This is a genomic window from Nonomuraea sp. NPDC003214 (genome assembly GCF_053590035.1).
On record NZ_JBSFSX010000012.1, the window covers coordinates 1 to 18268 of the forward strand.

The 18268-nt window shown below is 72.3% G+C and carries 14 protein-coding genes; 5 read left to right on the top strand and 9 right to left on the bottom strand.

The features are described 5' to 3' along the window. A partial coding sequence (locus tag ACWDXC_RS33470; RefSeq protein ID WP_449988725.1) for a DNA translocase FtsK 4TM domain-containing protein occupies positions 1-1509 on the bottom strand: 1509 nt, incomplete at its 3' end. A gap of 295 nt (positions 1510-1804) precedes the next feature. Here ACWDXC_RS33470 and ACWDXC_RS33475 point away from each other — a divergent pair. Further along, positions 1805-4243 (top strand): SpoIIE family protein phosphatase, encoded by a 2439-nt coding sequence (locus tag ACWDXC_RS33475; protein WP_449988728.1) that lies wholly within the window; start codon positions 1805-1807, stop codon positions 4241-4243. Here the strand turns inward: ACWDXC_RS33475 and ACWDXC_RS33480 are convergent. After that, on the bottom strand, positions 4225-5166 hold the full coding sequence (locus ACWDXC_RS33480; RefSeq protein WP_449988731.1) for an aldose epimerase family protein: 942 nt from the start codon (positions 5164-5166) through the stop codon (positions 4225-4227). The genes ACWDXC_RS33475 and ACWDXC_RS33480 overlap by 19 nt on opposite strands. After that, positions 5163-6134, bottom strand: coding sequence for a LacI family DNA-binding transcriptional regulator (locus ACWDXC_RS33485; protein ID WP_364175508.1), 972 nt, complete (start codon positions 6132-6134; stop codon positions 5163-5165). Before ACWDXC_RS33485 ends, ACWDXC_RS33480 begins: the two co-directional genes overlap by 4 nt. Positions 6135-6358: 224 nt before the next feature. On the opposite strand from ACWDXC_RS33485, the gene ACWDXC_RS33490 reads away from it, so the two are divergent. The 4 genes from ACWDXC_RS33490 to ACWDXC_RS33505 are packed head-to-tail and all read left to right on the top strand — an operon-like array spanning position 6359 to position 11083. Then, positions 6359-7246, top strand: a complete 888-nt coding sequence (locus ACWDXC_RS33490; RefSeq protein ID WP_449988734.1) for an NAD-dependent epimerase/dehydratase family protein — start codon at positions 6359-6361, stop codon at positions 7244-7246. Continuing rightward, positions 7243-8145 carry a 5-dehydro-4-deoxyglucarate dehydratase gene (locus tag ACWDXC_RS33495; protein WP_449988737.1) on the top strand — a complete coding sequence of 301 codons (903 nt, stop codon included), beginning with the start codon at positions 7243-7245 and terminating at the stop codon, positions 8143-8145. The genes ACWDXC_RS33490 and ACWDXC_RS33495 overlap by 4 nt, the downstream gene beginning before the upstream one ends. Beyond that, complete coding sequence (locus ACWDXC_RS33500; RefSeq protein WP_449988740.1) at positions 8142-9191, top strand: mandelate racemase/muconate lactonizing enzyme family protein; 1050 nt, start codon at positions 8142-8144, stop codon at positions 9189-9191. The genes ACWDXC_RS33495 and ACWDXC_RS33500 overlap by 4 nt, the downstream gene beginning before the upstream one ends. Before the next feature lie 5 nt (positions 9192-9196). Further along, positions 9197-11083: a DUF6807 family protein gene (locus ACWDXC_RS33505; RefSeq protein ID WP_449988743.1), complete on the top strand. Its 1887-nt coding sequence runs from the start codon at positions 9197-9199 to the stop codon at positions 11081-11083. On the opposite strand, the gene ACWDXC_RS33510 is transcribed toward ACWDXC_RS33505, so the two are convergent. The 6 genes from ACWDXC_RS33510 to ACWDXC_RS33535 form a co-directional block, all read right to left on the bottom strand. Further along, positions 11073-12149 (bottom strand): hypothetical protein, encoded by a 1077-nt coding sequence (locus tag ACWDXC_RS33510; RefSeq protein WP_449988745.1) that lies wholly within the window; start codon positions 12147-12149, stop codon positions 11073-11075. The two genes, ACWDXC_RS33505 and ACWDXC_RS33510, sit on opposite strands and share 11 nt — an antisense overlap. Positions 12150-12635: 486 nt before the next feature. After that, positions 12636-13916 (bottom strand): Gfo/Idh/MocA family protein, encoded by a 1281-nt coding sequence (locus ACWDXC_RS33515; protein WP_449988748.1) that lies wholly within the window; start codon positions 13914-13916, stop codon positions 12636-12638. 63 nt (positions 13917-13979) lie between these two features. Next, positions 13980-15269, bottom strand: a complete 1290-nt coding sequence (locus ACWDXC_RS33520; protein WP_357585269.1) for an ABC transporter substrate-binding protein — start codon at positions 15267-15269, stop codon at positions 13980-13982. A 42-nt stretch (positions 15270-15311) separates the two neighbouring features. After that, positions 15312-16181, bottom strand: coding sequence for a carbohydrate ABC transporter permease (locus tag ACWDXC_RS33525; protein WP_357585271.1), 870 nt, complete (start codon positions 16179-16181; stop codon positions 15312-15314). Next, on the bottom strand, positions 16165-17151 hold the full coding sequence (locus ACWDXC_RS33530; RefSeq protein ID WP_219503367.1) for a carbohydrate ABC transporter permease: 987 nt from the start codon (positions 17149-17151) through the stop codon (positions 16165-16167). The genes ACWDXC_RS33525 and ACWDXC_RS33530 overlap by 17 nt, the downstream gene beginning before the upstream one ends. 274 nt (positions 17152-17425) lie before the next feature. Beyond that, the gene (locus tag ACWDXC_RS33535) at positions 17426-18220 is read right to left on the bottom strand and encodes an NAD-dependent epimerase/dehydratase family protein (RefSeq protein WP_449988753.1); all 795 of its coding nucleotides are present in this window, start codon (positions 18218-18220) and stop codon (positions 17426-17428) included. Positions 18221-18268: the final 48 nt, after the last annotated feature.

An 18268-nucleotide genomic window follows, 5' to 3' on the forward strand; every position in this document is an offset into this window, starting at 1 on the left:
GATCAGGTGGGGGATGCCCTCGTACACGCTGAGCTCGACCCGCTTGGGGTCGACGAGCACCATGCGCACCTCGTCCGGGGTGGCCCGCATCAGGATCGACGTGATGAGGCCGTTGACGCAGACGGACTTGCCCGCGCCGGTGGCGCCCGCGATGAGCAGGTGGGGCATCTTGGCGAGGTTGGCGACGATCGTGCGGCCTTCGACGTCCTTGCCGAGCCCGACGATCATCGGGTGGTGGTCGGCCTGCGCCACCTGCGAGCGCAGCACGTCGCCCAGGGCCACCAGGTCCTTGTCGGCGTTGGGGATCTCCACGCCGATCGCCGACTTGCCGGGGATCGGCGACAGGATGCGCACGTCGGCGGACTTGACGGCGTAGGCGATGTTCTTGGTGAGCGCGGTGACCTTCTCGACCTTGACCGCCGGGCCCAGCTCGATCTCGTAGCGGGTCACGGTCGGGCCGCGGGTGAAGCCGATCACCTGGGCGTCGATGGCGAACTGCTCCAGCACGCTGGTCAGCGCGTTGACGACGACGGTGTTGGCCTTGGTCTGCGGCTTGGGCGCGCTGCCCGGCTTGAGGAACTTGAGGTCGGGCAGATGGTAGGGGCCCGCCTGCGGGGAGAGCACGAGCTGCTCGACCTTGCGCGGCGCGGGCGTCGGCTCCGGCGGCTCGGGCTGCTTCCTGGCCGGGGCCGGCGGCTCCTCGTCCTCCTCCGTGAGGCCGGGCACGATCTCCGGCGAGTGCTCGCCCCGCTTGTCCTTCTCCGCGATGACGGGCGTGTCGTACGGCTTGACGAGGTCTTCCGGGTTGGCGGCGGGCTTCTTGACGCGCTTCTTCGGCGCCGTGGCGGGGGCGCCCTCGCCGCCCTGCCGCTCGAACAGCATGTGCCGCAGCTCGGCCAGCCGCTCGGGGATGCGGTGCACCGGCGTCGCCGTGATCACCAGCACGCCGAACCCCGACAGGAGCAGCAGCAGCGGGATCGTGATCCACGACGGCAGGATGCTCATCGGCGGCGCCGACACGATGAAGCCGACCATGCCGCCCGCCTGCGACACCTTGTCCATCGTGTTGTTCGCGTCGCCCGCCGGGTACGGGGTGCCGTTGGCGACGTGGATGACGCCGAGGATGCCGACGAGCAGCGCGCTCCAGCCGATCACCATGCGGCCGGTGTCGGCGTTCTGGTCGGGGTGGCGCAGGTAGCGCCAGGCCAGCAGGCCGAGCAGCAGCGGCATGGCCCACGCCAGCGACCCGAACACCGCGTGGACCACGGTGTTGACCGCCTGGGAGACGCCGCTGCCGGTGTCGCGCCAGGTCATCGCGGCCAGCACGATCGCGCCCGCCAGCACGGCCAGGCCCACGCCGTCGCGCCGGTGCGCCGGGTCGAGCTCGCGGGCGTTCTTGCCGAGCGCCCGCGCGGTGCTGCCGATGCCGTTGGCCAGCAGCATCCACAGCCCGACCACGAGCTTGCCGATCATGGTGAAGACCCAGCTGATCGGGTCCTGGTGGGTCATCGAGCCCTTGCGGGCCGGCGTCGAAGCCTTGGCCCGGGACCGTCCCGCCGAACCTGCGCTCCGCTTGGCGGGGGTCGAGCGAGACGGGGCCGACCGCTTCGCCGGTCCCTTCGATGCGCTTTTCGGCGTACGGGTGGCCATGATGCCAAAGGTACGTCGGAGCCCCGGCGAAATCACCGTGACTCGCCGGTGTCCCCGCGAAACCCTTCTTCGTAACTCGCCGTTCCCGAGCCGTTCAGTCTGCCACTCTGAGAGTGACCGAACTGCCACATCGAGTGATGTTCTAGGACGCACAGTGGACGCGACGCAGGTGTCGAGCACTTCCTTCGACGGCACTCCCCATGCCCCGGCAGCCGCGCGGCGGTTCGTTCGCCAGGTGCTCGGCGAGTGGCGCCTGACCCATCTGACCGAGGACGCCGTGCTGCTGACCAGCGAGCTCGTCACGAACGCCGTGGTGCACGCGGGCACCGGCATCGAGCTCACCTGCCGGCTCGACGCCGACGCCGCGCCGGCCAAGCTGGAGATCGAGGTCGACGACCACGACCCCGGGCGGGCGATCCTGGCCGAGCGTCCGCCGTCGGAGCCGATGTCCACGCACGGCCGCGGGCTCGCGCTGGCGGGCATGCTGGCCGACGCCTGGGGCGTCACCTACACCCGCACGGCCAAGCGCGTGTGGGTGCGCATGGAGTTCGCGGGCGCGTCCGACAGCCCGGCGCCCGCTCCCCCGCCGCCGGGGGCCGGGCTCGACCGGCTGCGCGTCGCCGTGCTCGTCGCCGACGCCACAGGCCGCGTCATCGCGTGGAACTCCGACGCCCGCACCCTGCTCGGCTGGACCGCCGAGCAGGCGATCGGCAGGCGCCTGGCCGACCTGGTCGCCTGGCGCGGCTCCGGCCCGTACGCGCTGCCGCTGGCCGACACGCTGGCGCTGGGCCGCTGGCGGGGCGAGGCCCGGATGCGGCACCGCGACGGCCGCACGGTCCGCGTGTACGTGTCGCACCTGCGCACGGGCGGGCGCGCCGAGGACCGGCGGTCGATCTGGATGGTGACGGGCTGGGAGCACGGGTTCGTGCTGGCCGCGCCGCCCGCGCCGGTGCGCCGGGAGGCGGGCAGGCGGATCAAGGACCTGCTCGACCGCGACCGTCCGCTGGCCGAGCTGCTCGACACGATCGCGCAGATCGTGCACCTGTCGAGCGGCGGCGAGGCCACGTACGTGCTGCTGCGCGCCGAGAGCGGCAACCGGTTGGGGGTCGCGGCGGGCGTGGGCGACACGGCCGGGGTGGTGGGCGTCCCGGCGGCGGGCGTGTTCGCGCCCGACCGCACGGCCCCGGCGGTGCTGGAGGACCTGCTGGCGGTCGACGTGGAGCTGGCCCAGCAGTTGCGGGCCAGGTCGCTGGCGTGCGCGCCGCTGGTGGCCGGGGGCGAGGTGATCGGGCACCTCGCGGTGACCTCGGCCGCGCCCGGCCGCTTCGACCACGACCTGACCGTCAGCCTGCGCCACATCGCCGACCAGGTGGCGGTCACCGTGCAGCGCGAGCGGCTGGCCGAACAGGACCGGGCGCACCGGGGCCGGCTCGCCTTCCTGGCCGAGGCGGGCGAGCTGCTGGCGGGCGTGCACGACGAGGAGGTGATCGCGGCGCTGTCCGCGCAGCTCGTGGTGCCGAAGATCGCCAGCTGGGCGGCGGTCTACCTGACCGACCTGGCCGGGATGACACGGCTGGCCCACGTGTGGCACAGCGAGGAGCGGCACAACGCCGGCCTGCGCAAGTCGCTCCCGGCCATTCCCGGCACGCCGCTGGACGAGGTGGCCTGGCCGGTCGGGCAGGAGGCGGTGCTGTCGTTCCCGCTGATGACGCAGGGCAACGCGCACGGCGCGCTGGTGATCGGGCGCCAGGAGCCGACGCTGCCGCTGGAGCTGGCCGACCTGCTGGCCGACCTGTGCCGGCTGATCGCGCTCAACCTGCACACGGCCATGCTCTACACCCGGCAGGCGACCACGTCGCGGGTGCTGCAGCGCAGCCTGCTGCCGATGCGGGTGGCGCCGATGCCGGGCCTGGAGTCGGCGATCGTCTACGAGCCCGCCGGGGAGGGCGCGGACGTCGGCGGCGACTTCTACGACCTGTTCACGGTGGCCGGTCACTGGTGCTTCGCGCTGGGCGACGTGTGCGGCAGCGGGCCGGAGGCCGCCGCGGTGACGGGGCTGGCCCGGCACGCGGTGCGGCTGCTGGCCAAGGAGAACTACACGGTGGCCGACATCCTCGACCGGCTCAACCAGCGGGTGCTGGAGGAGGGCGAGGACGGCCGCTTCCTCAGCCTGCTGTGCGGCGAGCTGACACCGTTGCCGGGCGGCGGCGCGCTGTGCACGGTCGCCTCGGCCGGGCACGTGCCGCCGCTGCTGCTGCGCGCCGACGGCCGGGTCGAGACGGTGGCGACGCCGCAGCTCCTGCTGGGGGTCGAGGACGGCGCCCGGTTCAGCGTGGAGTCGTTCGAGCTGGCGCCCGGCGAGGTGCTGCTGTGCGTCACCGACGGCGTGACCGAGCGGCGCAGCGGCCTGCGGCTGCTGGACGACGACGACGGGCTGGCACGGCTGCTGGCGGGCTGCGCGGGGCTGAGCGCGCACGCGGTGGCCGACCGGGTGCGGCAGGCGGTCGAGTCCTTCGCCGACCACCCGTCGCGCGACGACGTGGCGCTGCTCGTGCTGCGGGCGCTGCCCGCGCGTCAGGCGGGGAAGGCGTAGGTGGTGGAGGAGGCGTGGCGCTCGCCCGGCCGGAGCACGGTCGAGGGGAAGCCCGGCTGGTTGGGCGAGTCGGGGAAGTGCTGGGTCTCCAGGCACAGCCCGGCGTGCGGGCCGAACGGGGTGGCGACGCCGTCGAGCATGCCGCCCGCGTAGAACTGCACGCCCGGCTCGGTGGTCGTGACCTCCATCGTGCGCCCGCTGACCGGCTCGACCACGGTGACGCCGCCGTCGAGGACGTAGCAGTGGTCGTACGCGCCGCCGAACCGCTCCCCCACCGCGTGGGGGGTGGTGAAGTCGAAGACGGTGCCCTTGACCGGGGCCCGCTCGCCGGTGGGGATCTTGCTGTCGTCGACCGGCAGGTAGTGGTCCGCGGCGATGCGCACCACGTGGCCGAGCACGTCGCCGCCGCCCGCGAGGTTGAAGTAGGAGTGGTTGGTCAGGTTGAGCACCGTGGGGGCGTCGGTCTCGGCCGCGTAGTCGAGGCGGAGCGCGTCGCCGTCGAGCGTGTAGGTGACCGAGGCGGTCAGCGTGCCGGGGTAGCCCTGGTCGCCGTCGGGGCTGGTCAGCGTGAGCGTGATGGACGAGCCTGTGACGTCGGCCACGGTCCAGGCCCGGCGGTCGAAGCCGTCGACGCCGCCGTGCAGGCTGTTGGGGCCGTTGTTGACGGGCAGCGTGTGCTCGGTGCCGTCGAGGGTGAACCGGCCGCGGGCGATGCGGTTGCCGTAGCGGCCGACGACGGCGCCGAAGTAGCGGCTGCGGGTCAGGTAGTCGTCGAGCGTCGGGAGGCCGAGCACCACGTTGACGCCCGCCACCTCAAGCGTTTGCAGGATCGCGCCGTAGCTGAGCACCGCCGCGCGCAGGCGCCCCGACGACAGCTCGTGGCGCTCGACGGGCTCCCCCGACGGCAGCGTTCCGAAGATCATGAGTGGGTCTCTCCCGTTGACTCGCGGACGATCAGGCTGGTCTCCAGCACGGTGACGCCGCCGGTCGCGTCGGAGTCGACCGACTGGAGCAGCATGTCCACGGCGATCCGGCCCGCTGCGGCGGTGGGCATGGCGATCGTGGTGAGCTTGGGGCGGCTCAGCCGGCCGGGGACGATGTCGTCGACGCCGATCACGCTGATGTCGCCCGGCACGTCGATCCCGCGCTCGGCCAGGCCCTCCATGAGCCCGATCGCGACCAGGTCGTTGTAGGCGAGCACGCCGGTCGCGCCGGAGGCGATCACGTCGGTGACCGCGGCGAGGCCGCCGAGCTCGGTGGGCGGGTTGGGGCCGAGGAAGGTGACGTCGGCCTCGCTCATCGCGGCCGCCGCGGACTGCATCTCCTTGCTGGTCCACGACCCGCTCGGCCCGGTGACCAGGGCGAGCCTGCGGTGGCCGAGGCCGGTCAGGTGCTCGACGGCCAGCCGGACGCCGCGCCCGACGTCCATCAGGACCGTCGGCATGCCCTTGACCCGCCGGTTGACCACGACGAACGGCACCTCTTCGCGCAGCCGCTCGATCGTCCGGTTGGTCAGGCGGGGGCTGCACAGCAGGACGCCGTCGACCTGCTTGGTCAGGGTCTGGATGAGCTCTTCCTCGACCTGCGGGTCCTCGTCGGTGTCGGCGACGAACACGTGGTAGTCGCGGAGCCTGGCCTGCGCCTGCGCGGCCTTGATCAGCGGCGGGAAGAACGGGTTGGCGATGTCGGCCACGATGAGGCCGATGTTGTGGGTGCGCCCGGTGGTCAGCGCCCGCGCGGCCCGGTTGGGCCGGTAGCCGAGGTCCTCGGCGATGGCGAGCACCCGGGTGCGCGTCGCGGGGTTGACCAGATGGGGCGCGGAGAATGCGCGCGACACCGTGGAGACGTGCACGCCCGACGCCTCCGCCACGTCACGAATCGTCACCGCCACGCTAGGCCTCCGTGCATGCCCTGTACATTAATGCAAGCGCTTGTATCGCTGTCAATGGACTTCGAGAGCCTCTGCCAGAGCGCCAATGCCCACCATACCGGTTATGCGGGCATCGGCGCCCGCGTGAGCGGGGACCGTGCGGCTTGACGTTCTCCCCACCCCGCCTCGATACTTTTTGCAACCGGTTGCGGTATTCGAGCCCCTTGCGGGAAGGTGAGCGAGCGATGACACGAACACTGGTGACGGGCAGCGCCGGAAGGCTCGGCCGCAGCCTCGTCACCACCCTGGCGCAGGCCGGTCACGAGGTGATCGGCGTCGACGTCACCGCCGGCACGCCCGACGAGGCCGCCGCCGTCCTGCCCGCCGACCTGACCGACCTGGGCGAGGCCTACGACGTGCTCACGCGCTTCCGGCCCGACGTCGTCGTGCACCTGGCGGCCATCGCGACCCCGTTCAGCCGCACCGACGGCGTCACCTTCCGCACGAACACCGAGCTGGCGTTCAACGTGTGCGCGGCGGCGAGCGCCACCGGCGTGGGCCGGGTCGTGGTGGCCAGCAGCCCCACCGTGATCGGCTACGGCGCCCCCGCCGGCTGGACGCCCGACTACCTGCCGATCGACGAGGACCACCCGCCCCGGCCGTGGAACTCCTACAGCCTGTCCAAGCTGGTCGCCGAGCAGACGATGGCGGCCTTCGCGCGCTGCTCCGACACCCGCTTCGCGGCGGTGCGGCCCTGCTTCGTCGTCGCCCCCGAGGAGTGGGCGGGCGCGCCGACCCAGTCGGGCCACACGATCGCCGAACGCCTCGACCGGCCGGAGATCGCCGGCGTCTCCCTGTTCAACTACATCGACGCCAGGGACGCCTCCGACATGATCTCGGTGCTCGTCGACAAGCTGCCCGGCCTGCCCAACGGCGAGGTGTTCTTCGCGGGCGCCGCCGACGCGCTGGCCCGCGACCCCCTCGCCGACCTGCTTCCCGCCGTCATGCCCGCCACCAGGGCCGCGGCGATCCACCTGACCGGCACCCGTCCCGCCTTCACCTCGGCCAAGGCCGAACGCATGCTCGGCTGGACGGCCAAGCGCAGCTGGCGCACCGAACTGGAGATCGGATGAACCTCACCGGAGTCCTCTTCTTCCCCGTCACCCCGTTCACCGAGGCCGGGGAGCTGGCCGAGGACGTGCTGGCCGAGCACATCGGCCGGGGCCTCGAACACCATCCGGGGGCGGTGTTCGCGGCCTGCGGCACGGGCGAGTTCCCGGCCCTGTCGGAGGCCGAGCACGCGGCGGCCGTCCGGGTGGCGGTCAAGACCGCGCGCGGCCGGGTCCCGGTGTTCGCGGGCGCGGGCGGCCCGCTCGGCTCGGCGCTCGCCCAGGCCAGGGCGGCCCGCGACGCCGGCGCCGACGGCCTGCTGCTCATGCCGCCGTACCTGATGAAGGGCACGCCCGAGGGCTTCCTCGCCTACGTGCGCGAGGTCGCGGCGATCCTGCCGACGGTGATCTACCAGCGCGGCTCGGTCGTCCCGACGCCCGAGCAGGCGGTCGAGCTGGCGCGCGTCCCCGGCGTGATCGGGCTCAAGGACGGCCTGGGCGACATCGACCTCATCCAGCGCACGGTCCTGGCCGTGCGCCGGGAGGTGGGCGACGGCTTCATGTTCTTCAACGGCCTGCCGACCGCCGAGCTGACCATGGGCGCCTACCGCGGCATCGGCGTCGAGCTCTACTCCTCCGCCGTGTTCGCGTTCGCGCCCGACATCGCCACCGCGTTCCTGAACGGCGCCGACCGGCTGCTCACCGAGTTCTACGAGCCTCTGGTACGGCTGCGGTCCAAGGCCCCCGGTTACGCGGTGTCCCTGGTCAAGGCCGGGGTGCGGCTCGGCGGGCTGGACGCCGGGCCGGTGCGCCCGCCGCTGACCGACGCCGCGCCCGAGGACGTGGCCGAGCTGGCCAGGCTGATCGAGCACGCGCGGTCGATCCAGCAGGGACGGTCGATCGAGCAAGGGCGGGCGCTGTGATCCGCGACCTCAGGGTCACCCCGCGGACGGTCGCGCTGCGCCGGCCGTGGGGTCCGGACGTGCCCGCCAACCACGTCCTGGTCGTCGAGGTGACGCTGGCCGACGGCCGGACCGGCACCGGGTTCTCCTGGACGCCGCAGATCGGCGCGAAGGCCGTCCAGGCCCTGCTGGAGCACGACGTCCGCGACGCGCTCATCGGCCTGGACCCGCACCCGGAGGTGGTGTGGGACCGGCTCTGGCGGCACCTGCGCGAGGCCGGGCCCGGCGGCGTCACCACGGTGGCGCTGGCCGGGGTGGACCTGGCGCTGTGGGACCTGCGGTGCGGCGAGCGCGGCCTGGTCGACGTGCTGGGCCGGCGGCGCGACAGCGTGCCCGTCTACGGCAGCGGCGTCAACCTGCACTACACGCTGGACGAGCTGGTCGCCCAGGCCGAACGCTGGAAGGCGGCCGGGCACCCCGGCGTCAAGATCAAGGTGGGCCGCCCCGACCTGCGCGAGGACGTCGAACGGGTGGCGGCGGTCCGCGAGGTCGTCGGGCCGGACACGCTGCTCATGATCGACGCCAACCAGCGCTGGGACCTGCACCGGGCCAGGCGCGCCGCCGACGCGCTGGCCCCGTACGGGCTGCACTGGCTGGAGGAGCCGCTGCCCGCCGACGACGTGGCCGCGCACGTGGAGCTGCGCCGGTCCGTCGGCGTGCCGATCGCCGTGGGCGAGAACGTCTACACCGTCTACGGCTTCCGCGACCTGCTCGCGGCCGGGGCCTGCGACGTCGTGCAGCCGAACGTCGTCCGGGTGGGCGGCATCACGCCGTTCCTGCGCATCGCGGAGCTGGCGCGCGCCTACGACGTGCCCGTCCACCCGCACCTGCTGCCCGACCTGTCCGGGCAGCTCGCGCTCGCGCTGCCGCTGCCGTGCATGGCCGAGGTCGTCGAGGACGCCTCGTTCGCCGCGCTCGGGTTGCTGGCCGAGCCGTACCCTGTCGAGGTGTCCGGCGCGGAGCTGCGCGCCGGCGGGCACCGGGGGCTCGGCCTCCGCTGGAGGTGACGATCGTGCGTGTCGTGCTGGCCGGAGCCCACGGGTTCGGCTCCCACTACCTCGACCGGCTGCGCCGGATGCCCGGGATCGAGCTGGCCGGCGTGTGCGACGTGCGGCCGGTCGCGCCGGAGCTGCTCGACGGGCTGGGCGAGCCGGAGGTGTCCGCCGACCTGCCCGGCCTGATCAAACGGACCGGGGCGGAGATCGCCATCCTCGCCACGCCCATCCCGACGCACGCCGACCTGGCGCTGGCCGCGTTCGGCGCGGGCGCGCACGTGCTGGTGGAGAAGCCGACGGCGGCCACGCTGCGCGACTTCGAACGCATGCGCGCCGCCGCCGACGCCGCCGGGCTGGCCTGCCAGGTGGGCTTCCAGAGCCTCGGCTCGGCCGCCGTGCCCGCCGTCCGCGAGCTCGTCGCGAGCGGCGCCGTCGGCCGCGTCACCGGGATCGGCGTGGCCGGCTCGTGGCCGCGCCCGGCCGCCTACTTCACCCGCAGCCCGTGGGCCGGCCGCCGGGTGCTCGACGGCGTCGACGTGGTCGACGGGGCGCTCACCAACCCGTTCGCGCACGCCCTGGCCACCGCCCTGGCCGTCGCCGGGGCCGAGGAGCGCGGAGCCGTCGCCTCCGTCACCGCGGAGCTGTTCCACGCCAACCCCATCGAGTCCGACGACACCTCCGCGATCCGGATCGACCTCGCCTCCGGGGTGCCCGTGGTCGCGGCCGTGACGCTCTGCGCCGCCACGCGCGACGAGCCGTACGTGCTCGTCCACGGCACCAAGGGCCGCGTGCGGCTCACGTACACGACGGACCAGGTCCAGGTGGACGACGGGCCCGCGCGCTCCTACGAGCGGGCCGACCTGCTGGCCAACCTCGTCGAGCACGTCCGCTCCGGCGCCGAGCTGCTCGTGCCCGTGCACCGGACCGGGGCGTTCATGGAGGTCATGGAGGCCATCCGGCTCGCGCCCGACCCGCTGCCGATCGACGACGCCCACCAGGACCTGTCCGGCGAGGGGCGGGTGCTGCCCGGCATCGCCGGCGTCGTCGACGCCTGCGCCGACCGGCTGGCGCTCTTCTCCGAGCTCGGCGTGAGCTGGGCGACCCCGCTGACCGTCTCCGGAACCGTCGTGGCCGAGTACACCACCGTGAGCGACCTGCCGCTGGAAGCCGCCCCCCGGCCGTTCCTGCATCCCGTACGGACGCTCGGCGGGACCGTCGTGACCGAGATACGGCCCGACGACCATCCGCACCACCTCGGCGCCGGAGTGGCCGTCACCGACCTCGGCGGACGCAACTTCTGGGGCGGCCGCACGTACGTCCGCGACCGGGGGCCCGCCTGGCTGGACGACCACGGCACGCAGCGGCACCTGTCGTTCCCCGTGCGGGAGGCGTCCGGGTTCGCCGAGCGGCTGGTGTGGGAGCGGCCCGGCGAGCAGCCGATCGTGCGCGAGGAGCGCACCGTGCGCGCCGCGCCGCTGTCGCGCGGGTGGGCGCTCGACTTCGCGTTCACGCTGCACAACCTGACCGATCGGCCGCTGACCGTGCGCAGCTCGGCCACCAAGGGCCGGGCCGGGGCCGGCTACGGCGGCTTCTTCTGGCGGGCGCCCGCCGGATCGCCTGGACTGCACGCGTTCACGGCCGCCGAGGAGGGCGAGGCTCGGGTGCACGGCTCGCGGGCGCCGTGGCTGGCGCTCGCCTCCGACGATTGGACGCTGGTGTTCGCGCAGGACGACGACCCGTGGTTCGTGCGCGTCGCCGAATACCCCGGCGTCGGCACCGCGCTCGCCTGGGACACGCCGCTGGAGTTCGGCCCCGTGCTGGCCCGGCGGGTCGCCGTCGTCGTCGCCGACGGGCGGCTGACCCGCGCGGAGGCCGCCGGGCTGGTCGCCGAGCTCAGGTCCTGAGCCGCTTCGCCAGCCAGGCGAAGGCGGCCTCCTGCATCGGGACGTCGAAGGAGTGCGGGGCGTCGTGGAAGACGCCCTCGTAGCCGCCCCCGGGGTAGCGGCGGGCGATCGCCTCGTGCGCCCGCCGCATCCCCTCCAGCGGGAACAGCGCGTCCCGCTCGGCGTACTGCACCAGCAGCGGACGCGGCGCCCGCGCCGCCACCAGCGCCGGCCAGTCGCACAGGCGGGACAGGCCCGGCGGGTAGAGCATCCACGTGTGCGAGGCCACGTACCCGTCCAGCAGATCCGCGTACGCCGACACCATCGCCACCACCGCCACCGCGCGCACCTCCGGGTCGAACGCGCCCAGCAGCGCCGCCCGCAGGCCGCCGCCCGACACCCCCACGCAGCCCACCTCGCCGACGTCCGGACGGCCCCGCAGGTACGCCGCCGCCGCCAGGTCCTCGCCCGCCACCACGCCCGCCATCGACGTGCCCAGCAGCGTGCAGTACTTCTCCAGCACGTGCTCGTGGTGGCCCGCCGCCGCGTCGTAGCGGTCCGCCTCCGACAGCGCCGGATCACCGGCGTACGCGGCCACCCGGTCCGGCATGTCCGCCAGCGGGAACCGGCGGCTGCCCCAGCCGAACACGTCCGGCACCAGCACCGCGAGCCCGCGCCCGGCCAGCTCCCCCGCGTAGGCGCGGCCGCCGTAGATCTCCTCCCGCAGCCGCCGCACCTCCGCCGACGGACCCTCCGGGCCGTCGGCGACCTTCTCCTTGCCCGCCCACTTCATCCCGGCATGGCAGTGCAGCGCCACCACCCCCGGCAGCCTGCCGCGCTCCCCGCGCGGCCTCAGCAGGTACGCGCGCGTCCGCGGGCCGAAGCCCACGTCCCACGACAGCTCCTCCCCCGCCAGGTCACCCGCCTCCCAGGTGCGCTCCGTCCTGACGTCGGCCGCCACCAGGTCCAGCGTCCCGATCGTCTCCCGCGCCGCCTCCGCCAGCGCCGCCCCGGGCACCGCATCCGCGAACAGCCCCCGCCGCCCGGCCACCTCCACCAGCCCCGAGAACACCCCAAGATGCCGCACTACCCGTCCTTTCGCTCCGCCTGATCGCCCCTTTCGGGGCCCGCCCTTCAGCCCTCCACCGGCCAGCCACCCCGCGGAGCCCCAGGACGGGCACCCTTCCCAGGCCCGCCCTTCCTGGGAGGCACCGGATCCTCCCGAGCAACCCTGTGAGGGCGCGGCCCCCCGGCGAGCGCGCGCCTCCCCGGGGAGCCGCAGCCCCTCAGAGGCGGACGACCAGCCCGAGGGCCCGCACCGCCTTCCGTGAACGACCAGCCCGGGGATGGCCCGCACCTCCCGGAGCGCCCAGCCCGGGGATGGCCCCTGCCTCTCGGAGGCGGCCAGCCCGGAGGCCTGCGCCTCCAGGGCGCCAGTCCGGGGGCCCGTGCCTCGTGGGGGCGGGGTGCCCCTCACGGGCATCGGCCTCCCGAGCAAGCCCCCAAGGCGCAGCCCTTCGTGTGCGCGGCTTCTCGGAAGGGGCGGGGCGCTCATGGGGGTGGGGCGCGGGGTTCAGGGGGTCAGGAGGGCGGTGCCGTCGGGGGTGAGGGGGACGGGGTGGCCGGTGGCGGCGGCGCGGGTGGCGGCGACGCCGACGAGGACGCTACGGATGCCGTCGCGGTAGCCGGCCGGGCGGCCGAGGGGGTCGTCGCCGGGCCCGCGGAAGACGTCGTCGAGCAGCAGCCGGTCGCCGCCGCCGTGCCCGCCGGCGCCCTGCTCGATGGGCACCTGTTCGGGCTGCTCCCAGTGACGGTGCAGGGTGAGGCGGTCCCAGGCGCCGGCGGCGTGTTCCTTGCTCGCGGCGCTGGGGTCGACGGCGGCGTGCGGCGGCGTCCAGGCCCGCTCGCACACCTCCAGCTCGATCCGCCCGCGCGTGCCGTTGAAGGCGACCCGGTAGCCCTCGAAGGGCGCGTGGGCGGTGAGCGAGTAGGTGAGGACGGCCCGGTTGGCGTAGCGGACCATGACGGCCATGGTGTCGTCGATGGTCACGCCGGGCGCGAAGACGTCCTGGTCGCGGATGTAGCCGTCCTCGTGTTCGGCGTCCAGGTAGAGCCGCTTGAGCCGCTCGTCGGCGGAGATGTCCAGGATGTACGGGTCGCTGCCCAGCCCGGGTGCGCCCTGGCCGCGGGCGGGGCGCTCGCCCCGGGGCAGCGCGTCGCCGTAGAAGCGCAGGTCGGTCTGGGCGAAGACGAGCTGCGGGGCGGCGTCGAGCCACCAGTTGACCAGGTCGAAGTGGTGGGTCGACTTGTGCACGAGCAGCCCGCCGGAGCTTGCGCGGTCGCGGTGCCAGCGGCGGAAGTAGTCGGCGCCGTGGATGGTGTCGAGCGCCCATTCGAAGTGGACGGAGGTGACGTCGCCGATGGCGCCCTCGCTAAGCAGCCGTTTGACGGCGGAGTTGCGCGGCGAGTAGCGGTAGTTGAACGTCACGACGAGCTTGCCGGTGCTGCGCTCGGCGGCCTCGGCGATGGCGGCGCAGCTCTCGGCGTCGACGGTGAGCGGCTTCTCGACGATCACGTCTCGGCCGGCGTCGAGGGCGGCGATCACGTACTGGGCGTGGGTGGCGTCGACCGTGCAGACGATCACGGCGTCGGCGAGGTCCAGGAGCTTGCCGTACTCCTGGGGGCCGAAGCAGGGCACCGGGCGGCCGATGCGCTCGGCGTAGTAGTCCATGCGGGTCCGGTTGGTGTCGCACAGGCCGGCGATCGTCCCGGTGTCCTGCCAGTCGCCCAGCAGAGCGTCGACGTACATCTGCGCCCGGTGGCCGAGGCCGACGAAGGCGTACTTGGTGCTCAACTGCTCTTCTCCCCGAGTCGAGGTGGCGGCCGGGGGCCAGGCCGGCCCCCGGCGGTGATCGCGTCAGCCGGCGATCGCGGCGTTGGCCTCCGTCAGGAACTTCTGCGCGGCGGCGTCGGGGGTGGCCCGGCCGAACATGACCTCTTCGGAGTTGCGCTTGAGGATGTCCTCCATCTCCAGGGCGCCCTTCGGCGGGACCTGGATGGGGCTCAGCTCGCTCCTGACCTCGTCGATGAAGGCGAGGGTCTTCTGGTCGGTTTCGGGGAGCTTGGTCTTGACGGCGTCGAGCACCTTGGTGTTGGTGGGCAGGCCGCGGTCGCTGAGCAGGATGGCGGCGGCGTCCGGGTCGTTGACGAGGAAGTCGATGAGCTTGGCGCCCTCGGCGGAGTGCTCGGACTTGGCGGAGGCGGCGTAGAACATGGCGGGCTGCAGGAACATGCCGCCGGTGGTGGCGCCTTCGAGCTTGGGCATGCGCAGCAGCGTCATCTCGGAGCCGGACGACTTGGTCAGCGCGTTGAGCTGGTTGCTCCACCACATGCCCATGGCGCCGGCGTTGGTGCCGAGCAGCGACTGTTCGGGGCCGGTGGCGCCGATCTCGGCGCTCTTGGCGGCGTCGGGCGAGCCCTTGGTCTCGATGAGCTTCTGGTGGATGGCCCACCAGGACTTGAGCGTGTCGGGCGAGACGCCGATCTTGTTGCCGTCGTAGAACTTCTCGCCGCGCTGGGCGGCGTAGATCTGCAGGAAGGCCGGGTTGAAGTTGTACTCGGCGCCGGTGACGCCGCCCGCGCCGGAGATCTCCTGGGCGAGGGCCATCCACTGGTCCCAGGTCCAGTCGGTGTCCTTGGGCAGCTCCTTCTTGGCCTTCTCCAGCGCCGCGGTGTTGGCGACCATGGAGAAGGCGTTGACGCCGGTCGGGATCGCGTACTGCTTGCCGTCGATCTGGCCGCTGGCGAGGACCTGCTGGTCGAGGTCGGCGGTGGGCACCTTGCCGGCGAGGTCGGCGAGCGCGCCGCGGCCCGCGTACTCGCTCAGGCCGCGGATCTCGATGCTGAGCACGTCGGGGGCGTCGTTGGCGGCGACCTTGGTGGCGAGCTTCTCGTAGTAGCTGTCCCAGTTGGAGAAGTCGCCTTCGACGTCGATCGTCGGGTTCTTCTCCTCGAACTTGGCGATGACCTGCTCGGTCAGCTTCTGGCGGGCGTCGCTGCCCCAGTAGGCGAAGGTGATGGTGGTCTTGCCGCCTTCGCCGCCACCGCCTTCGCCGCTGTCGCCGCTGCCGCAGGCGGTGACCGCCGTGAGCACGGCCACCGAGAGCGCGGCGACCTTCCACATGGTCTTGCGAGAGCTGAGGTTCACAGCTCTACCTCCTCTTGGAGAGTTGCAGGGGGTGAAGAGGAACTACTTCAAACCGGTCGTCGCCACGCCCCGGATCAGGTACTTCTGCCCCGCCAGGAAGAACCCGAAGATCGGTCCCAGCGACACGATCGACATCGCGAACATCGGCCCCCACGAGGACTCGCCGCTGGAGTCGAGGAACTGGCGCAGCGCCACGGCCACCGTGAGGTTGTCGGAGTTGGTGAGATAGAGGTTCTGGCTGAAGAAGTCGTTCCACGTCCAGATGAAGGTGAAGATGCCGGTGGTGGCCAGGGCGGGCATGCACAGCGGCAGGATGACCTGGAGGAACACCCGCCAGTAGCCGGCTCCGTCGATGGCGGCTGCCTCGTCCAGCTCCCTGGGCAGGGTCCTGATGAACTGCACCATCAGGAAGATGAAGAACGCGTCGGTGGCCAGGAACTTGGGCACGACCAGCGGCCAGATCGTGTTGATCCAGTCGAGTTCGGCGAACACGATGTACTGCGGCACGACGGTCACGTGGTGCGGCAGCATGATCGAGCCCAGCATGACCGTGAACCACAGCTTCTTCAGCGGGAAGTTCAGCCGGGCGAACGCGTAGGCGGCCAGTGAGCAGGCCACCAGGTTCGCCAGCACCGACAGGCCGGTGATCACGGCGGAGTTCCACAGGTAGTAGCCGAAGGAGTGCTTGAGCGCGGTCCAGCCGTCGCCGTAGTTGTCCAGCGTCACCTCGCTGGGCCACAGTCCGGGCTCCCGGAAGATGAGCTCCTCCGGCTTGAGCGAGCTGGAGATCATCCAGAGCAGCGGGTAGAGCATGACCAGCCCGAAGGCGATCAGCAGCAGGTGCTTGAGCAGGCGGCTCCCTCGCGGCATCGGCCGGAACAGGAGCGGGACCTGCTTACTTCGAGTCGCCATAGAAGACCCAATACTTCGACGCGAGGAAGTTCACGCCGGTCAGGCCGGCGATGATGAGCAGAAGGACCCACGCCATGGCGGCCGCGTAGCCCATCTCGTAACTCTTGAAGCCCTTCAGGTAGAGGTAGAGCGTGTAGAAGAGCGTGGAGTCGACCGGGCCTCCGCTGCCGCCGCTCACGATGAACGACTGCGTGAAGGACTGGAACGACTTGATCACCTCGAGGACGAGGTTGAAGAAGATGATCGGGGTGAGCAGCGGCAGCGTGATCGAGCGGAACTGGCGCAGCTTGGTGGCGCCGTCGACGGCGGCCGCCTCGTAGTAGCTCTGCGGGATCTGGCGCAGCCCGGCCAGGAAGATCACCATCGGCGCGCCGAACGTCCACACGTGCAGGAGGATCAGCGTGCCGAGCGCCGTGTCGGGGTCGGAGACCCAGCCGGGCCCCTGAATGCCGAAGACCGCGAGCAGGCCGTTGACCAGGCCGTCGGTGCCGAAGATCTTGCGCCACAGGATGGCGATGGCGACGCTGCCGCCGAGCAGTGACGGCAGGTAGTAGACCGAGCGGTAGAACGACAGGCCGCGCAGTCCGCGGTCGAGCGCCAGAGCGAGCCCGAGGGCGAAGGCGAGCTGCAGCGGCACCGAGACGACCACGTAGACGGTGGTGACCTTCAGCGAGGTGATGAAGCGGTCGTCCTCGAAGAACATCTTGGTGTAGTTGTCGGTCCCGACCCACTTGGCCTCCTCCAGGAGGCTGTAGTTGGTGAACGACAGGTAGAGCGAGGCCAGGATCGGGCCGACGGTGATGACGAAGAGGCCGATGAACCACGGCGCGAGGAAGACGTAGGCCGCGCGGGCCTCACGCCGCCTGTGAACGTTAACGTGGGGGGTCCTCCTGCGGCGTCCTGGTGGCTGATCGGGCGCACGCTTCGGGGCGAGTGCTCGCTCCGGCGTCACAGAGATTGATTCGGACATACATCCCTCTTCCAGGCCCTGCCCGGCACGGCGGGATCGGATAGCGCCTTCCTATAGGCAGGCGAAAAGTTTCGTCAACCCTTTGCAGGTGTTACAAAGCCGTTACCGATATATCGTCAACGCCGTCGTCGCAGGTCAGATGGCCAGGATCCCAGATGACGGAATCACAACATTTTGCCGTTGGCTCAGATCCACTACAACCGGTTGCATCATGGGAGGGCAACAGAAAGCCGCCCCGTCCTGTCCGGCCGGGGCGGCTACCGAGCGGTAACGCTCACCAGGATCCGCCGAGCTCCTTCATCGTGAACACCCCGCCGGCGCGGTCGTGCACCGGGTCGCTCAGGTCCGGCTCGCCCAGCTCGGCGACCAGGGGACCGGCGAACACCTCGGAGTCGTCGCGGGAGACGTACCCGATGGCCTCGGCCTCGCGCAGCGACCACCAGCGGCGCGCGTTGTCCGAGACGCCCCAGACGACGTGGAAGCCGGGCGCGACGAGCGCGGCCTCGACCAGGCGCGCCAGGTCGTCCGGCGAGATCCAGGTGGCCAGGCCGCGCGTGTCGGCCGGGCCCTCGTTGCAGGTGCCGAGCCTGATCACGGTCACGTTCATGCCGAACCTGTCGTGGTAGAGGCTGCCGAGCCCTTCCATGACGACCTTGCTGACCCCGTAGAAGGTGTCGGGGCGGGGAAAGGCGTAGTCGGGCAGGTCCTCGCCGGACGGCGGCCTGGTCTGGAACCCGGCCGCGTGATGGCTGCCCATCAGCACCAGCTGCCGTACGCCCTCCCGCCGCGCGGCCTCCATCAGCACCTGGGTGCCGTCGATGTTGGCCCGGACGATGTCCGCCCACGGGTGCTCGCGGCTCTGCCCGCCGAGGTGGAGCACCGCGTCGACGCCCGCCATCGCCTTGGCCATGGCGGACTCGTCGGCCAGATCGGCGACGGCAGCCTCCTCGCCGGGCCCCGGCTCCAGCGGGAGCAGGTCGGACAGGCGCAGGGTCCGGCCCTCGCGGGCGAGACGGGGACGGAGCAGCGTGCCGACCTTGCCGGCGGCGCCGGTCATGAGAATGCGCATGACTTCTGTTGTACACAAGCCTGGCTTGAATTCACATTCTTGAATATT